Source organism: Demequina sp. (genome assembly GCF_016278775.1).
Lineage (GTDB): Bacteria > Actinomycetota > Actinomycetes > Actinomycetales > Demequinaceae > Demequina.
Map to the genome: position 1 here is coordinate 1 of NZ_JADQBF010000090.1, position 16,647 is coordinate 16,647.

At 65.7% G+C, this 16,647-nt stretch carries 20 protein-coding genes; 4 read left to right on the forward strand and 16 right to left on the reverse strand.

Translation table 11 applies throughout. The annotated features are described in order from the left end of the window. Positions 1 to 24 precede the first annotated feature (24 nt). The 4 genes from cysS to QZZ33_RS10255 form a co-directional block, all read right to left on the reverse strand. Positions 25 to 1,446, reverse strand: coding sequence for a cysteine--tRNA ligase (gene cysS / locus QZZ33_RS10240; RefSeq protein WP_291379867.1), 1,422 nt, complete (start codon positions 1,444 to 1,446; stop codon positions 25 to 27). Positions 1,447 to 1,678: 232 nt separating this feature from the next. After that, entirely contained in the window at positions 1,679 to 2,146 is a 468-nt protein-coding gene (gene ispF / locus QZZ33_RS10245) for a 2-C-methyl-D-erythritol 2,4-cyclodiphosphate synthase (protein ID WP_291379869.1), read from the reverse strand. Continuing rightward, positions 2,143 to 2,811, reverse strand: a complete 669-nt coding sequence (gene ispD, locus QZZ33_RS10250) for a 2-C-methyl-D-erythritol 4-phosphate cytidylyltransferase (RefSeq protein WP_291379871.1) — start codon at positions 2,809 to 2,811, stop codon at positions 2,143 to 2,145. Before ispD ends, ispF begins: the two co-directional genes overlap by 4 nt. After that, the gene (locus QZZ33_RS10255) at positions 2,808 to 3,290 is read right to left on the reverse strand and encodes a CarD family transcriptional regulator (RefSeq protein ID WP_291379873.1); all 483 of its coding nucleotides are present in this window, start codon (positions 3,288 to 3,290) and stop codon (positions 2,808 to 2,810) included. Before QZZ33_RS10255 ends, ispD begins: the two co-directional genes overlap by 4 nt. 171 nt (positions 3,291 to 3,461) lie before the next feature. Here QZZ33_RS10255 and QZZ33_RS10260 point away from each other — a divergent pair, with 171 nt between their 5' ends. Continuing rightward, positions 3,462 to 3,941, forward strand: a complete 480-nt coding sequence (locus QZZ33_RS10260) for a hypothetical protein (protein WP_291379875.1) — start codon at positions 3,462 to 3,464, stop codon at positions 3,939 to 3,941. Between the two features lie 18 nt (positions 3,942 to 3,959). On the opposite strand, the gene pstB is transcribed toward QZZ33_RS10260, so the two are convergent. From pstB to QZZ33_RS10290, 6 genes are all read right to left on the reverse strand, one after another. Next, on the reverse strand, positions 3,960 to 4,739 hold the full coding sequence (pstB, locus tag QZZ33_RS10265) for a phosphate ABC transporter ATP-binding protein PstB (RefSeq protein WP_291379877.1): 780 nt from the start codon (positions 4,737 to 4,739) through the stop codon (positions 3,960 to 3,962). A gap of 11 nt (positions 4,740 to 4,750) precedes the next feature. Continuing rightward, positions 4,751 to 5,713, reverse strand: coding sequence for a phosphate ABC transporter permease PstA (gene pstA / locus QZZ33_RS10270; protein ID WP_291379879.1), 963 nt, complete (start codon positions 5,711 to 5,713; stop codon positions 4,751 to 4,753). Further along, positions 5,713 to 6,627: a phosphate ABC transporter permease subunit PstC gene (gene pstC / locus QZZ33_RS10275; RefSeq protein ID WP_291379921.1), complete on the reverse strand. Its 915-nt coding sequence runs from the start codon at positions 6,625 to 6,627 to the stop codon at positions 5,713 to 5,715. Before pstC ends, pstA begins: the two co-directional genes overlap by 1 nt. Positions 6,628 to 6,805: 178 nt before the next feature. Beyond that, positions 6,806 to 7,927 carry a phosphate ABC transporter substrate-binding protein PstS gene (gene pstS, locus QZZ33_RS10280; protein ID WP_291379880.1) on the reverse strand — a complete coding sequence of 374 codons (1,122 nt, stop codon included), beginning with the start codon at positions 7,925 to 7,927 and terminating at the stop codon, positions 6,806 to 6,808. A 153-nt stretch (positions 7,928 to 8,080) separates the two neighbouring features. Then, positions 8,081 to 8,773: a response regulator transcription factor gene (locus tag QZZ33_RS10285; RefSeq protein ID WP_291379881.1), complete on the reverse strand. Its 693-nt coding sequence runs from the start codon at positions 8,771 to 8,773 to the stop codon at positions 8,081 to 8,083. Further along, on the reverse strand, positions 8,770 to 9,882 hold the full coding sequence (locus QZZ33_RS10290; RefSeq protein ID WP_291379883.1) for an ATP-binding protein: 1,113 nt from the start codon (positions 9,880 to 9,882) through the stop codon (positions 8,770 to 8,772). Before QZZ33_RS10290 ends, QZZ33_RS10285 begins: the two co-directional genes overlap by 4 nt. 143 nt (positions 9,883 to 10,025) lie before the next feature. Here QZZ33_RS10290 and phoU point away from each other — a divergent pair, with 143 nt between their 5' ends. Next, complete coding sequence (gene phoU / locus QZZ33_RS10295) at positions 10,026 to 10,685, forward strand: phosphate signaling complex protein PhoU (protein ID WP_291379885.1); 660 nt, start codon at positions 10,026 to 10,028, stop codon at positions 10,683 to 10,685. A 98-nt stretch (positions 10,686 to 10,783) separates the two neighbouring features. On the opposite strand, the gene QZZ33_RS10300 is transcribed toward phoU, so the two are convergent. From QZZ33_RS10300 to nadC, 6 genes are all read right to left on the reverse strand, one after another. Continuing rightward, on the reverse strand, positions 10,784 to 11,527 hold the full coding sequence (locus QZZ33_RS10300) for a phosphoglyceromutase (RefSeq protein WP_291379886.1): 744 nt from the start codon (positions 11,525 to 11,527) through the stop codon (positions 10,784 to 10,786). A gap of 86 nt (positions 11,528 to 11,613) precedes the next feature. Continuing rightward, a complete protein-coding gene (locus QZZ33_RS10305) occupies positions 11,614 to 12,687 on the reverse strand; it encodes a beta-propeller fold lactonase family protein (RefSeq protein WP_291379888.1) in 1,074 nt (357 codons plus the stop codon). 63 nt (positions 12,688 to 12,750) lie between these two features. Further along, positions 12,751 to 13,062, reverse strand: a complete 312-nt coding sequence (locus QZZ33_RS10310; protein ID WP_291379890.1) for an Lsr2 family protein — start codon at positions 13,060 to 13,062, stop codon at positions 12,751 to 12,753. Between the two features lie 149 nt (positions 13,063 to 13,211). Beyond that, positions 13,212 to 13,400, reverse strand: a complete 189-nt coding sequence (locus tag QZZ33_RS10315) for a hypothetical protein (protein ID WP_291379891.1) — start codon at positions 13,398 to 13,400, stop codon at positions 13,212 to 13,214. After that, a complete protein-coding gene (gene lysS, locus QZZ33_RS10320) occupies positions 13,397 to 14,863 on the reverse strand; it encodes a lysine--tRNA ligase (RefSeq protein WP_291379923.1) in 1,467 nt (488 codons plus the stop codon). Before lysS ends, QZZ33_RS10315 begins: the two co-directional genes overlap by 4 nt. Before the next feature lie 68 nt (positions 14,864 to 14,931). After that, a complete protein-coding gene (nadC, locus tag QZZ33_RS10325; protein WP_291379893.1) occupies positions 14,932 to 15,861 on the reverse strand; it encodes a carboxylating nicotinate-nucleotide diphosphorylase in 930 nt (309 codons plus the stop codon). Between the two features lie 121 nt (positions 15,862 to 15,982). Between nadC and QZZ33_RS10330 the strand changes: the two genes are divergently transcribed. Then, positions 15,983 to 16,252: a metal-sensitive transcriptional regulator gene (locus tag QZZ33_RS10330; protein WP_291379894.1), complete on the forward strand. Its 270-nt coding sequence runs from the start codon at positions 15,983 to 15,985 to the stop codon at positions 16,250 to 16,252. Positions 16,253 to 16,417: 165 nt separating this feature from the next. Next, complete coding sequence (locus tag QZZ33_RS10335; protein WP_291379896.1) at positions 16,418 to 16,645, forward strand: hypothetical protein; 228 nt, start codon at positions 16,418 to 16,420, stop codon at positions 16,643 to 16,645. Positions 16,646 to 16,647: the final 2 nt, after the last annotated feature.

The following is a 16,647-nucleotide window of genomic DNA, read 5'->3' on the forward strand; positions in this document are numbered from 1 at the left end:
CTGGGCGCTTCTGATTGCCTGCCATCAGTTCTCCTCTGCGAGCGACCAGCGCACGCCTTCTGCCGAGTCTTCGAGCACGATGCCCGCGGAGGCGAGCCTGTCTCGGATGGCGTCGGCTGTCGCCCAATCCTTGGTGGCGCGAGCGGTGGCCCGCGCGGCAATGTCGGCGCGCACCAAGGTGTCGAGCGCGCCCATCGCGGCCGAAGCCGCGGAGTCGGAAGCCGCCCACGTGGCGGACGCTGGGTCGAGGCCAAGTGTGTCGAGCATGGCCCGCACGTCGAGAAGCGCGGACGCGAGCGCGTCCGTGTCTCCCGCAGTCGCGGCCGCATTGCCCGCACGCACGGTCTCGTGAACGTGAGCCAATGCTCGCGGCACCGCGAGGTCGTCGTCCATGGCCTCGACAAAGGGCACCGGCAGCGCGGCCGCGCGTACCTGCTCAGGCGTCGGCGCTCCTACCCGTTCGGTGGCACGCTTCACGAAGCCTGCCAACCGCGCCCACGTGGCTGCGGCGTCGTCCATCGTGGCGTCAGAGTATTCGAGCATCGAGCGGTAGTGCACTTGCGCGAGCGCCAACCTGAGGGCGGGCGCGGGGTACCGCGCCAGCACCTCGCTCACCAGCAGACCGTTGCCCAGCGACTTGGACATCTTGGCGCCTGACTGCGTCACCCATGCCGCGTGCATCCACACCTGCGCAAAGCCGTATCCGGCGGCATGGGACTGGGCCTGTTCGTTCTCGTGGTGGGGGAAGCGCAAGTCGAGACCGCCGCCGTGGATGTCGAAGGTGTCGCCCAGGAAGCGGCGCGCCATCGCGGAGCACTCAATGTGCCACCCCGGGCGGCCTGGACCCCACGGTGAGTCCCACGACGCGGTCTCGGGCTCGGTAGGCTTGCGCGCCTTCCACAGTGCAAAGTCGCGTGGGTCGCGCTTGTCCTCCGGCGGAGCATCCGGAGCGGCAGTGAGATCGTCGAGGCCCTGATTGGTAAGCGAGCCGTAGTCGGCGAACGAATGCACGTCAAAGTAGACGGAGCCGTCCTTCTCATACGCGTGACCGCGCTCGATCAGCCGGGAGATGAGCGCAAGAATCTCGGGGATGTGGCTGGTGGCTCGCGGCTCCGCCGCAGGAGGTAGCACCCCGACCGCCGTGTACCCGGCCTGGAACTCGCGCTCGTACCGCAGCGCCCACGCCCACCAGTCGGTACCGGCCTCTGCGGCCTTCACCAAGGTCTTGTCGTCGATGTCGGTGACGTTGCGCACCAGCGTCACGGTGAGGCCGGATCGCTCGAGCCAACGCTGAAGCACATCCATCGCGACGGCACTGCGCAAGTGGCCCACGTGGGGGCTCGACTGCACCGTCGGCCCACACAGGTAAATGCCCACGTGGCCGGGCACGACCGGAACGAGGTCGCGCTCTTCACGGGTGGCGGTGTCAAACAGGCGCAGAGTCACGTGTGCAAGGTTACCGGTCAACTCGAGTGAGGCCTCCGCCGCCCGCGCATTGCCCGCCGTCGCGCGCCGCACGCTGGACAGCGTGAACCCTGCCAGATGGCTCCCCGAACAGTTTGAACCGTTTCCATTGCGACACGCCGCGGATGTGAGGCCGCGCGTCGGCGTGTTCGGCGCGTCACCCCCCAGAACGGTTCAGAGTGCCGGTGGTGCCGGGTGCCGGGCACGGCCGACGCTAGGGGGCGGTGAGCAGCGCCGTCGCGATCGCCGCGAGTCCCTCGCCGCGGCCGGTGAGCCCAAGCCCATCTGTGGTGGTGGCTGACACGCTCACAGGAGCGCCGACGGCGGCGGACATGGCCTTTTCCGCCTCGGCCCTGCGCGGGCCAAGTTTGGGTCGGTTGCCGATCACTTGGACGGCGACGTTCGCGATGTCGAAGCCCGCCGCGCGCACGCGCGCGGCCGTCTCCGCGAGTAGCGCCGCGCCGGAGGCCCCTGCCCAGTCGGGCCAGTCCGTGCCAAAGTTCGAGCCCAGGTCGCCCAGGCCCGCGGCGGAAAACAGCGCGTCACACACAGCGTGAGCCGCGACGTCCCCGTCGGAGTGCCCCGTCAGTGCCGTCTCGTCCGGCCACGACAATCCAGCGAGGTGCAAGCCACGTTCAGTGCCGAAAGAGTGTGTGTCGGTCCCAATGCCAGTGCGCATCATCGCCCCATCCTCTGCTCGGCCGCCTCGACGTCCTCGGCGTACGTGATCTTCGCGCCGAGCGGATCCCCCTCGACCGTGCCCAACCGGAACCCATAGCGCTGCGCAATGGCTCCGTCGTCCGTCGCTTCGAAGCCCTCGGCTTGGGCCCGCGCGTGTGCCTCGCGCAACGCGCCCCAGACAAAGGCCTGCGGGGTCTGGACCGCGCCAAGAGTAGGGCGCGACAGGTACCGCACGTCGCCACCTACGCCAGACACGATCGTGTCGACGACGGGCAGCACGGGGATGACGGCGTCGTGGCTCTCGAGCGCGTCAAGAAGCCGCCCAAACACCGCGACCGGCATGAACGGCCGTGCCGCGTCGTGCACCAGCACGGCATCGCGTGCGTCGAGGTCAGCGAGTGCGCTGAGCCCGAGCGCCACTGAAGCTTGCCTGCTAGCGCCACCAGCCACCACGTCCACGCGGGCGGAGACCCCGGCGACGGCATCGGCAAAGGCGCCAACGGCGTCGGCGGGGGCTGTGACCACGATGCGTTCGCACACGGAGGCGAGCGACGACGCCGCCCACCTCACGAGCGGCGTTCCGCCGACGGTGACGAGGCCTTTGGGGATGTCGCGGCCAAGTCGAGAGCCGCTACCTGCGGCCGTCAGGACGGCCGCCGTTGTCACGAGGCGAGGACCGCGTCGAGTCGGGTTTCGGCAGTGGGCTCGTCGCACTTCTCTGCAAGAGCCAACTCGCTCACCAGAATCTGACGCGCCTTGGAGAGCATGCGCTTCTCGCCAGCGCTGAGGCCCTTGTCGGTGTCGCGCCGCGACAGGTCACGGACCACCTCTGCCACGCGGATCACGTCGCCAGAGGCAAGCTTCTCTACATTGGCCTTGTAACGGCGCGACCAGTTGGTCGGCTCCTCAATGTAGGGCTCCTTGAGGACCGCGAAGACCTTGAGCAGCCCGGCCTGGTCCACCACATCGCGAACGCCGACGAGGTCGACATTCTCTGCGGGCACCTCGATGGTGAGGTCGCCCTGGGCGACGCGGAGCTTGAGGTACATCTTCTCCTCGCCCCTGACCGTGCGCTTCTTGATGTCCTCGATCTGGGCCGCACCGTGGTGCGGATAGACGACTGTCTCGCCAACGACGAAGTTCATGTGTGTCCGTTTCCCCTTCGATCCGAGGGCCTAGTCTACCACCGCGATCGAGTGCTATACAGGTCGGTTACGGGATGAGCGGGCAACGACACGCGGTGGAGCCCGGCTGCGGCCTGCCGGTATCCTGTGTCACGTCCCCTCCCGCGAACGTCCCCCGCGAAAGGAAATCTCGTGCACTCACGCGCGAAGGTTGCCGCCGTAGCCATCGGCGCCATGCTGATCCTGAGCTCCTGCTCGCTCAACGCGAGCATCACCACGTCAGACCAGTACGACCCGTCGGACGGTACCGCCGTCGCCGTGGGAGACGTGCGTGCGTTGAACATCCTGCTCGTGACGACCGCCGAGGGGGAGCCAGCCGCCCTCGTAGGGGCCCTGTACAACGACCACGAGACCGCAGATGCCACCGTCACGATCGCCGTTGGCAACACCGAGGAGACGTACGAGATCGCACCCATGGAGGGCGTCCAACTGGGCGTGGCCGAAGGCACGGAGGAGTTCATCACGATCGCGCCCACCGACCCAGGGCTGTTCAGCGACTACACCGTCACCGTCGCAGGGGCAGGGGCGGCCACCGGCGCGCTCCCCGTTGTAGACGGCACGCTTCCGGAGTACGCCGACGTGCTGGTGGACCTCGCAGTCGCCTTACCGTAGCCACCCGGCCCTTGGGGCCTAACCGAAGCGGCCGGAGATGTAGTCCTCTGTGGCCCTCTCGGACGGCGCGGAGAAGATCGTTGTGGTGTCGTTCATCTCGATGAGTTTGCCGGGCTTGCCCGTCCCGGCGATGTTGAAGAACGCGGTCTTCTCCGACACCCGCGCAGCCTGTTGCATGTTGTGCGTCACGATCACGATCGTGTAGTTGGCCTTGAGTTCTTGAATCAGGTCCTCAATGGCGAGCGTGGAGATCGGGTCGAGGGCCGAGCATGGCTCATCCATCAGCACCACGTCAGGCTTGATCGCGATCGCGCGGGCAATGCACAGGCGCTGCTGCTGTCCGCCCGACAGCGAGGATCCTGGCTTGTCGAGACGGTCCTTGACCTCATCCCACAGATTCGATCCCCGCAGCGACGACTCCACGAGCTCCTCCGTGTCCGCCTTGGACATCCGCCTGTTGTTGAGCTTCACTCCAGCCACCACGTTCTCGGCGATCGACATCGTGGGAAATGGGTTGGGGCGCTGGAAGACCATGCCGACGTGGCGGCGCACCGCCACCGGGTCCACCGACGAGTCGTACAGATTGGCGCCATCCATGAGCACCTCGCCCTCGACGCGTGCGCCAGGGATGACCTCGTGCATGCGGTTGAGCGTGCGCAGGAACGTGGACTTGCCGCAACCGGAAGGGCCGATCAGTGCCGTCACGGAGTTGGGCTCGATCGCGAGCGAGACGTCTTCCACAGCGAGGAAGTTGCTGTAATAGACGTTCAGGTTGTTGACGTCAATGCGCTTGGCCACGTGGGATTCCTTTACCGACTGGTCTTGGGGGAGAAGTACTTGGCGATGAGGCGGGCAATGAGGTTGAGCGCCATCACGATGAGGATGAGGACGAACGCAGCGGCCCAGGCGCGCGTCTCCGCGATGTTGGCCACGCAGGCGATCGTCTCGTCGTTGCAGGGAGCATCGCCCTTGCGCCATTCGGCCACGATGTACACGGGCAAGCTCATCATGCGCCCGTCAAACAGGTTGTAGTTCAGGGAGTCCGCGACGCCCACGGCGATCAGCAACGGTGCGGTTTCCCCGATGACTCGGGCGATCGAGAGCGTCACGCCGGTCGTGATCCCGGCAATCGCCGTGCGCAAGACCACCTTCAGGATTGTCAACCACTTGGGGACGCCTAGGGCGTAGGAGGCCTCGCGCAACTCGTTGGGCACGAGCCGCAACATCTCCTCGGAGGAACGCACCACTACCGGGATCATAAGTACCGACAGCGCGACGGCGCCGACGATGCCGAGCTTGGTACCCGGCCCTACCAGGATGGCGAACACTGCATAGGCGAAGAGGCCCGCAACGATCGACGGGATTCCCGTCATCACGTCGACAAAGAAGGTCACGGAACGCTTGAGCCACCCCGTGCCGTATTCCACCAGGTAGATCGAGGTCAACAGGCCGATCGGCACGGAGATTGCCGTCGCCGCCAAGGTGATGATGACGGTCCCCCACACGGCGTGGAGGATGCCACCTTCTGGCATTCCTCCGAAGATCCCCCGCATCGTCTGATTCAGGAAGTCGAGATTGAAGTTCGAGTCGCCATTCGCGTCGACGAAGAACCGGTCAAGACCGCGAGTGACCACCGTAACGGAGAGCCAGACCAGCGGTATCAGCGCTGTGAGGAACGCTCCGTAGATGAGCACCGCCATACCGGTGTTCGTCCACTTGCGCTGCCTGGTGAGTTCACCAAGTGGCGAGGACTCCATGGTCCGGGTTGCCATCAGTTCGCTCCAGAGAATTCGGCCCGACGGGACACAACCCAGCGGGCAAGCATATTCACCAGCAGGGTGATCACAAACAAGGCCAGCCCCATGGCGACAAGTGCGGATACTCCGGCGCCGTTGGCCTCGGGGAACTGGAGTGCGATATAGGCAGCAATCGTGTTGTGCTGGCCCGCCTGCAGGAGTGAGGGGAGGTAACTGAGGCCGGGGGAAAGAATCATGTACACGGCCATGGTCTCGCCCAGTGCACGGCCCAGACCGAGCATCGTGGCCCCGATCATGCCTGGGCGGCCGAACGGGATGACCGCCATGCGGATCATCTCCCAACGAGTCGCGCCCATCGCGAGAGCCGCCTCCTCGTGCAACACGGGGGTCTGGAGGAACACCTCTCGCGTTACCGCGGTAATGATGGGGATGATCATGATCGCGAGCACTATTCCTGCCGACAGGGCAACCCGGCCCGTTGCCGACACCTCCCCGGTCGACGGGTCGGGAGCGAAGAGGGGTATCCACCCCAAGGTGGAGCCAAGCCACTGGTAGAAGGGCTGCAGCACAGGTACCACCACGATCGCACCCCAAAGCCCGTACACCACGGAAGGGATGGCGGCGAGCAAGTCGATGAGGTATCCCAGGCCAGCGGCGAGCCGTCGCGGCGCGTAATGGGAGATGAACAGTGCGATTCCAAACGACAAGGGGGCGGCGATGGTCAGTGCGATCGCCGAGATGAGCACGGTGCCGAATACCAGGTACCCGATGGTCGCGATCAGCGTCTCGTTCGCCTCAGTGCCCAGCCAGCCCACCTTCTCATCGAGGGCCGCCGCGGACGATGTCATCGCTGGCCACGCCTCGATCAGCAGGAACGTTGCGACGGCGGCGAGGGTGACAAGAATGAGACTCGCCGCGCCAGCTGACAGACCGCCGAAGGCGCGGTCCGCGAAGGCGCTCCGGCGGGTCGAAAATTGGGCTTTGGTGCCGTGGGAAGCGAGTTCCTGCGGAGTAGTCACGCGCGCTCTTTCCGTAGGTTGCGGTGAGTTGGCGATGGTGGGCCCATCCTTGCGGATGAGCCCACCATCGGTCCAGTCCTAGGGCGGGCTAGCCTGCTGCGATCGTGTCGAGGATCGCGGTCACCCGAGCGCCGAGCTCGTCGCCGATCGGCGAGGAGCCAGCGGCGTCCGCGGCGGCTTGCTGACCTTCAGCCGAGGCGACGTACTTGAGGTACTCGGTGACAAGTGCCCGCTCGGTCTCGTCGTCGTACTGCTGGCACACGAGGTGGTAGGAGACCAGGACGATCGGGTACGCGCCCGCAGCGTCGGGCGTGCGGTCGAGTTCGTACGCCAGGTCGTTCTCACCGTTCGCACCCTCCGACAGAGGCGAGGACGTCACGACTGCGGCGGCGGCCTCAGGCGAGTACGGCACGTACTCTCCGTTGACCTCAACCGCGACGGTGCCCAGGTCGCCGGCGCGCGAGGCGTCAACGTAGGCAAAGGAACCGGGCGTGTCCTGAACGATCTGCATCTGACCGGAGGTCGCGGGGCCCGACTCGCCGACGTTCACAGGCCAGTTGCCCGTGACCTCGTACGGCCAGTCCGCGGGAGCGGCCGCCGCGAGATAGTCGACGAAGTTCTCGGTGGTGCCGGACTCATCCGCGCGGTAGACCGGGGTGATCGGGTCGGACGGCAGATCAGCGTCGGGGTTCAGGTCGGCGATGGCCGGGTCGTCCCACGCCGTGACCTTTCCGTCGAAGATCTGTGCGATCAGGGCGGGAGTCATGTTGAGCGAGTCAATTCCGTCGACGTTGAACACCACCGCGATCGGCGAGATGTACAGCGGCAGGTGGACGGCACCGGAGTCTCCGTCGCACGCCATGGCCGCAGCCGCGTACTCCTCGGAGTCCATCAGCGCGTCCGAGCCAGCGAACGACACAGCGCCCTCGCCGAATTGCGTACGGCCACCGCCAGAGCCGATGGGGTCGTAGTTGACAGTGGCATCAGGGTTGAGCGCCTGGAAACCAGCTCGCCATGCGGCGACCGCGGCTTCCTGAGAAGACGCGCCCGCGCCGCTAATGGAGCCGGAGAGCGACGCGGTGGTCTCTGTCTCGGTACCACCACTCGTCTCGGTGGACTCGGTCTCCTCGTTGGAGGGCGAGCAGGCGGCGAGCAGCAGGGAGAGCGCGGCCGCGGAGGCGACGGCACCCGAGCGAAGTGCGATATTCACAGAATTTCCTCACGTATTGAGAACGTCCCGGCGTTTGCCGGTCGAGTCCCACGCTAAGGACGCAAGGTAACGGGCGTTGGCGAAAGCCGTGAACGCACGGTGAACGTTCGGTGAACGCACATCACGGTTCGACAACGCCCCCCGTTTGGGGGCCTATGGCTCGAAGGTGTAGCCGACGCCACGCACCGTGAGCAGGTGTCGCGGCGAGCCGGGCTCTTGCTCGATGCGACCGCGAAGTCGCTTGATGTGGACATCAAGAGTCTTGGTGTCGCCGTAGTAGTCGGCACCCCAGACGCGGTCGATGATCACCTGGCGGGTGAGCACGCGACCAGCATTGGAGACGAGCAGATGAAAGAGCGCGAACTCCTTTGGCGGCACCGACTGTGCCACATCGTCCTTGGAGACCGTGAGCCGCTCCGGGTCAAGAGTGAACCCCCCGACAGTAAGCCGCGTCGGCTCGTCCTGGAGGTCCACAGGGATCGATGCCGTACGGCGCAACACGTTGCGCACCCGAGCCACGAGCTCCCGACCGCTGTACGGCTTGGTGACGTAGTCGTCGGCGCCCAATTCCAGGCCGATGATCTTGTCGATCTGATCGTCGCGAGCGGTCACCATCACCACGGGCACATCTGAGCGCGCCCTGATAGCCCGGAACACATCCGTCCCCGACACCTCGGGAAGCATCAGGTCAAGAAGCACGACGTCGGCTCCGTCGCGTTCGAACGCATCGATTCCCTCCCGTCCGTTCGCTGCGAGGGTGACGCGGAAACCCTCGCGCTCGAAGATGAAGCGCAGCGAGTCGCGGTAGGTCTCCTCGTCCTCGACGATCAACACGTGGTCGCTCATGGTGACTCCTGGTATCCGGGAAGTGTCATGGTGAAGGTGGAGCCAACGGACGGCTGGGACCAGACGTTGACGGTACCCGAGTGCTGCAGCGCCACGTGCTTGACGATGCTCAGGCCGAGCCCTGTGCCGCCCGTCTGCCGGGCCCTGGCGGGATCTGTGCGGTAGAACCGTTCAAAGATGCGCTCCTGGTCCTTGGCATCGATGCCGATGCCTTGGTCCATCACCGCCACGGACACCGCGTCGTCGTGGCTCGTCACTGAGGCCGTCACGCGCGATCCGGCATCGGAATAGGCGATGGCGTTGTCGACAAGGTTGCGCACTGCCATGACGAGCAGATCCCTATCCCCAAGCACCAGGGGTCTGGCACGCAAGTCCGCAACCAGTTCGATGCGCTTGGTCTCTGCAGCGAGCCGCGCCCCCTCGAAGGCCTCGTGGACGACGCCTGCCACGTCGATCTCCTCATGGTCGAGCACCGACTCCCCACCCTGGAGGCGCGAGATGTCGATGATCTCCTGGATGAGTTTGGTGAGCCGTCTGGCCTCCCGACGCATCTTGACGGCGAACTGGCGAACCATCTCCGGGTCGTCCGCTGTGTCTTCGACATTCTCGGCCAGCAACGACAAAGCGCCAATCGGGGTCTTCAGTTCGTGCGAAACGTTGACGGCGAACTCACGCCTGGTCGCTTCTGCGGCGCGCTGCTCCGTGTTGTCATTGGCGACCGCGAGTGCCAGCTCCTCGTCGATGGGGGTGACGCGCACGTGCACCTGCGAGACGGCTCCCAGTACGCCTCGTCGCACCTCGACCTCCTGCTCCACCACCTGCCCGGTGCGCCACGCGCGCTCCGCCAGGTCTGCGACACCCTCGTGGAGCGCGCCGTCTGGGCGAGCGATTCCGAGCGCCGAAGCCGAGTGATTCGAGAAGGACGCCCTGCGATCACGCCGCACGATGACGGTGCCGGACTGCAAAGCTCCAATCACTTGTCGCGTTCGGTGCGGCACCAGAGTCCGGGCCACGACTTCCTGCTTTGCTCGTCGGCGCAACAGCAGCGCCCCCACGAGAACTCCGCAGCCGAAGGCCAAGGCCATCGCAAGCCATGCGACCGGTGTCATGCCGCCACAGTATCCATAGGAGGTCGGCTTTACCGAAAGTTCACGGTCGACACCGATTGTTCACCACGCCCGACGCTCACTTCTTCTTCTCGACGCGTCGCGAGTGCCACACTAGGAACAATCCGCGATACCAAGGGAGACCCATGCGCACGCTGTTTACCGCCGAGATGTCGGAACTTGCCGATGATCTTGCCGCCATGGCTCGGCACGTGTCCACCGCCATCGATCAGGCTGGCGAGGCGTTGCTGACCAAGAACGTTGAGTTGGCGCAGCGAGTCATCGCCGACGACGCCACGCTCGACGACATCGAGGAGACCGTTGACGAACGGTGTGTGTTGCTCATCGCGCAGCAACAGCCCGTCGGCCTGGACCTGCGCACCATCATCGTGAGCCTGCGCATTTCCGCCGCGTTGGAGCGGATGGGCGACCTCGCTCAGCACATTGCAGAGACCGCACGCCGCGCCTACCCGGACAGCGCGTTCCCTGACACCCACTCGGACGTCGTGGAGGGCATGGTCGCCGCGGCGAAGAAAGCGGCCCAAGAGGTCACTGAACTGATTGAGGACCGCGACCTGAACGTGGCCGCCGGAATTGTGAGCGATGACGACACCCTCGACCAGTTGCACGCCGAGGCCTACCAACGACTGCTCGCCGATGACTTTGAGGGTAGCCCTCAAGAGATCCTCAACATCTCGCTGCTCGCGCGCTACTTCGAGCGCTTCGGAGATCACGCCGTGGGCGTCTCACGCCGGATCGTCTACTTGGTGACCGGCGACCACTCCGGCGAGGCCGCCCGCATCTAGCGCGCGCCCCCCAGACGACGAAAGGCCCCGCCGTGAGGCGGGGCCTTTCGCTTTGTCGGCCGACAATGAGAGGTCGACCGAACGAACGTACTTTGAGGCTACTCCTTCTTGCCCTGATTGGCGACGGCCTTGATTGCCTCTGCCGCCGCGTCTGCGTCAAGGTAGGTGCCGCCGGGGTTGGTCGGCTTGAGGTTCTCGTCGAGGTGGTAGACGAGCGGGATGCCAGTGGGCACATTCACGCCGACGATCTCGTCGTCGCCCACGCCGTCGAGGTACTTGATGATGGCGCGCAGCGAGTTGCCGTGCGCGGCCACCATGACCGTCTTGCCTTCCTTGAGGTCGGGCACAATCGCGGACTCCCAGTAGGGCAGCGCGCGTTCCAAGACGTCCTTGAGGCACTCGGTCTTGGGGATCGGCTCGCCCGCGTAGCGGGGGTCGCCCTCTTGCGTGTACTCGTTATCGGCGGAGATGACGGGCGGCGGCACGTCGTAAGACCGACGCCAAATCATGAACTTCTCTTCGCCGAACTGTTCGAGAGTCTCGGCCTTGTTCTTGCCCTGGAGGTCCCCGTAGTGGCGCTCGTTGAGGCGCCAGTTGCGCTTGACGGGGATCCAGTGACGGTCGGCGCTATCGAGCGCGAGGTTGGCGGTCATGATGGCGCGACGCAGCAGGGAGGTGTGGACGACGTCGGGAAGGACCCCTTCCTCCTTGAGCAATTCGCCGCCGCGAACGGCCTCGCCCCAGCCCTTGTCGTTGAGGGGCACGTCGACCCAGCCGGTGAACAGGTTCTTGGCGTTCCATTCGCTCTCGCCGTGGCGGAGCAGGATGAGTGTGTAAGTCATGGGTCCATCCTGACGCATGTTCGTGGGGCACGCGCGCATCCAACGTCCCGAAGGAGCGCCTGGAGGCGAGTCCCGCGCGGGGTCCCCTAGGCCGCGACGATGCAGGCAGGGCTGGTGACCGCGGCCGACGTGTAGGGCAGTTGAGCGATGGCGCCAGACTCGGATTCTGGCGGTAGCGCCACCACGTCCGCGAGCGCAAAGGCCCTGACCTCGTGGCCCCTCTCTGCCCCGACCAACACATGCTCGCCCACCACGGCGAAGTGACGCGGCCAATGGCCAGCGTCAAATGCCGCGCGGTACGTCAATTCTCCCTCTGGAGCGACATCGAACACGGAGATCACATCCGCGCCCCTCACCGAGACGAGCAGCACGTCGCCGCTGTCACGGTTCACGAGGTCGACGTGCGCGTCGTACACAGCGTCACCCGTGCGCCGCGGCGCCAACGTGGTGGGGTGTTCGGCGATCACGTCGGCCGTGGCCGACTCGCCCTCCCACCGCAGCGTCCTCAAGCGATGATCGAGTTCGCAGACAACGTAGATCAGGTTGCCGCGCACGGCCAGGTGTCGTGGTCCGGAACCCGGAGGCAAGGCCGCGGCGATCCCAGGCTCGTACAGCAGCCCGTCCGCGCCGACCGTGTAGCGGCGCAACTCGTCGGTCCCGAGGTCGGCCACCAACAGATGCCGTCCCCCTGGCGCGAAGACGGCGCAATGCGCGTGAGGGCCTTCTTGACGATCACTGCGGGGGCCCGCGCCGTGATGCGCCAGGGTTTGCGCCGGCGTGGTGGACTGCGGCGTCCCATCGAGCGCGACCGGAACCACGCTCACCTCGCCGGTGCCGTAGTGGCACACGTAGACGGTGGCACCATCGGGAGCCATCACCAGGTGACAGCCTTGGCTCCCTCCAACGTCGACGCGGGCAACCTCTCGCGGAAGCGCCCCCACGTCCCACACCGCGAGAACGGTGGGCTCCGTCTCTTCCACCGCGTACAGCAGGGGTGCGCGCGGGTGCATGACTGCGAAGGAGGGCGCGGGTTCGGCCGTGATCTGAGCCGCCGAGACGACGCGGTCGGCGCCGATCTCACCACGCCACACGCCCTCGCCGCGGCCCGCTGGTGTTCCAAGGCCATCTGGGGGGTACGTTCCCACAAAGAATGAGGTCATGACTCAAGACTGGCACGAGCCAGGCCGCGACACGAGTGGTGCGTTGTCGCGGCCAGCCCCTGACTAGTGAACGGCGTCGTAGGCGGAACGCACCGTGGCCGAGATGCGGCCCCGCTCCGACACGTCGTAGCCATTCGCCTTGGCCCATGCGCGCACCTTGCTGGTGTCGGACGTCGACCGCGACTTGGCAGAAGACCGACCAGGCACCTTGCGCGCCGCCGCTACCCAGGGGGCGAACGCCGCCCGCAACTCGGCGGCGTGTGCGGTGGAGAGGTCGATTTCATACTGCGTGTTCTCGACCGCAAACTTCAGCGTCTCATCGGCGGAGCCTCCGTCGAGATCGTCGACGAGCACCACTTGGACCTTCTGTGCCATGCGATTTCCTTTCTGAGTGGACGCGACTATCTTCACACAATGGCGGCGATGACGCCTGCGGGGACCTCATCGCGCGGAAATTCCAGCCCGGTTCTTCAACGATTTCGCTGACGCTTCGATTCCGGAGAGTCGCGACCCGCTGGCCCGGCCTATTGTGACGACTGGCCGCCGTGTTCCGCAGAGAGACGCTGAGCGCGTTGCGCCTCATCGCGGTCCATCTGCGCGATGGCTTCCCTCTCGCGACGATCCGCGCGAATGATCCCGCGCATGACAAAGAAGAACAAACCCCCGACTCCAAGCGAAGGGAGAATTCCCATGGCGAGCGTTGCGATGCTCATGGGCGCTCTTCCGGCTTCACCAACGGAAACAGGATGGTCTCGCGAATTCCCAGCCCGGTGAGAGCCATGAGCAGTCGGTCTATCCCCATGCCCATCCCACCCGCAGGCGGCATGCCGTGCTCCATGGCCGTGAGGAAGTCCTCGTCAAGCTTCATGGCCTCCGCGTCCCCCAGCGCCGCCATCCTGGTTTGCTGCGCGAAGCGTTCGCGCTGAATCACCGGATCCACCAACTCGGAGTACGCGGTCGCCAGCTCGAAGCCGCTCACGTACAGATCCCACTTTTCCACGAGTCCAGGCGTGGTGCGGTGGTCGCGCGTGAGCGGGCTCGTCTCCACCGGGAAGTCCTTCACGAAGGTGGGCGCGGTGAGGCCCTCTCCCACGTGGTGCTCCCACAGTTCCTCGACGAGCTTGCCGTGATTGGTGTGCTTGGGGTCCACCGAAATTTCCGCGGCGTCGCACAGCGACTGCAACACCGATACGGGAGTCTCCGGGGTGATTTCCGTATCGAGCGCTTCGGAAAGCGAGCCATACAGTGTGAGCGAGGGCCATTCGCCGCCGAGGTCGTATTCTTCGCCGCTGGCATGCATCACGGAGGTGGTGCCAAACAGGTCCATGGCTGCGGTTTGCACAAGAGTCTGAGTCAGCGTCGCCATGGTCGAGTAGTCACCGTACGCCTCGTAAGCCTCCAGCATGGAAAACTCGGGAGAGTGCGATGAGTCGGCACCCTCATTTCGGAAATTCCGGTTGATTTCGAAGACCTTTTCGATCCCCCCAACCACCGCGCGCTTCAGGAAGAGTTCCGGCGCGATGCGCATATAGAGATCAATGTCGAACGCATTCATGTGCGTCACAAACGGGCGGGCCGCCGCTCCGCCGTGCTGCGTCTGCAACATCGGCGTCTCGATCTCGATATATCCCCGTCCATGAAGAGACTCGCGCAGCGAACGCAAAAGGTGGGAGCGGTTTCGTGCGGTCTCGCGGGCCAGCGGGCGCACAATCAGATCGACGTAGCGTTGCCGCACGCGGGTGTCTTCCGCGAGGTCCTTGTGAAGCACGGGCAACGGACGCAGCGCCTTGGCCGCGAGGGCCCACTCGGACGCGAACACGCTCACCTCACCCCGCCGGGACTTTCCTGCCCTCCCCTGCGCGAAGAGGTGGTCGCCGAGGTCAACGTCGGCCTTGAAAGACGCGAGCGAGTCCTCCCCCACCGCGGCGAGGCTCACCATGATCTGTAGCCTGTTTCCCTCGCCGTCCTGAATGGCGGCAAAGCACAACTTGCCCGTGTTGCGCACAAACACGACGCGCCCGGCCACTGCCACCACGTCGTCCGTCTCGACGCCGTCTTCCAACGGCTCGTACGTGGACCTGACCTCCGCGATCTGATGGGTCACGGGAACCGAGACGGGATAGGCCTGGCCGCCAGAGGCCAAGATGCGGTCGCGCTTGTCACGCCGCACGCGCATCTGTTCGGGGACGTCGTCTACTATCGGCTGCTCGGTCACGGGCTCAAGGCTACCGGCCCGACGGGGCCCTACGTGAGAGCGCCTGCTGGGGGCGCCTCGGCGAGGTCGAGCGCGATATCCAAGATCGGCGAGCTGTGGGTCAACGCCCCCACCGACATGAAGTCGACGCCGGTGGCTCCCACCTCTGCGGCGTTCGCGAGGGTGAGCCCTCCCGTTGCCTCGAAACGCACCCTGCCGTAGCGGCCCTCCTGGCCGCGGATCTGCCCGATGAGCTCCGCCATCTTCGCAGGCGGCATGTTGTCCAACATGAGGAACCGAATACCGGCGGCGAGAGCCTCGAACGCCTGGTCGCGACCCTCGACCTCCACTTGGATCGGAACGTCGGGAAAGGCCTCCCGGATGGCGGCCACCGCGCGTTCGATCGAGCCTGCCGCGACGATGTGGTTGTCCTTGATCATGGCGCAGTCGTACAGGCCGAAGCGCTTGTTGACTCCCCCGCCACATCGGACCGCGTACTTGTCGAGCTCGCGCAACAGCGGGGTTGTCTTGCGGGTGTCGAGCACTCGCGCCCCTGTGCCCGCCAGCGCCTCGACCCAACGCCTCGTGTGCGTCGCGACGCCAGACGCCCGTGACATGAGGTTGAGCACCGTCCGCTCGGCGATCAGCACGACGTGACCTGCCCCCTCGATACGCGCCACACTCGTGCCTGCCGCGACGGGATCCCCGTCGGCCGCGAGGTGCTGCACGGTCGGCACCGCCAAACCCAAGCGTCGTGCCACATGGGCCAGCACCTCGTCGACGATGCCGATGCCAGCGAGGACTCCGTCATCCCTGACCACGACGTCGCCGGTGACCTGCAACGACGCCGCAATGGTCGCCTGCGTGGTGACGTCCCTTCCGGGTTGGCCGCCCAGGTCCTCGTCGAGCGCGGCGGCGACCGTGGCTGTCAGCCACGCCGGGTCGAGTTCACGGTCTTGCGGCAGGTCTTCGGGCATCATGTTCCCATTGTGGCGCGCCTCAGAGGGGGGTGCGGGACCGAAGGCCTTTCGCGCAGGGTACGGGCGGGGGTATATTGATCACGGACGCGGTGCGTGTGCACCACGCCGAAAGGGAGGCGTCATGTCGGCCGTTCATTTGGAGCCGGAAGACCTTGAGCCCGTCATCAAGCGCTTGCGCCGTGCGCAAGGCCAACTGGCCGGCGTGCTCAACATGATCGACGAGGGCCGGGATTGCGGCGACGTCGTCACCCAACTGGCCGCAGTGTCCAAGGCGATCGACCGCGCTGGATTCACCATGATCGCGGCGGGACTGCAGCAGTGCATCCGCTCCGACGAGGACGAGACCGACGCCCGCGAGCGACTCGAGAAGATGTTCATGTCACTGTCCTAGAGCCGGGCAGTTTTCCCCATCTAGGCCCCTGCCACCGGCGAAAAATCGACACCCGCCGCTAAGGTATGTGCCAGGCGCGCGCCAACGGGCGTTGCGCATGTTGGGGGTGCCGTGAATTCCAGAATGTCGGTTGATAGCGAAGCGGTCCGCGACGCCGGATCCACCATGACTGGGTGGGCCAGCGAGCTCGCCTCGACGCCACACACCGCCCGGCGCTCACTGCGCCAGTGCGGCTCGTCGCTGGTCGCGGATGCGGGATCCACCAGCGAGGACAATTTCCGAACACAGGCCCTCGTGCTCGAGACAGAGATCCGCGATCTGGCCGAAGCAGCTGGCGTTGTCGCATTCGCACTCGAGACGTGGGACAACCACGGCATTGACCGGGTCGTGTGATC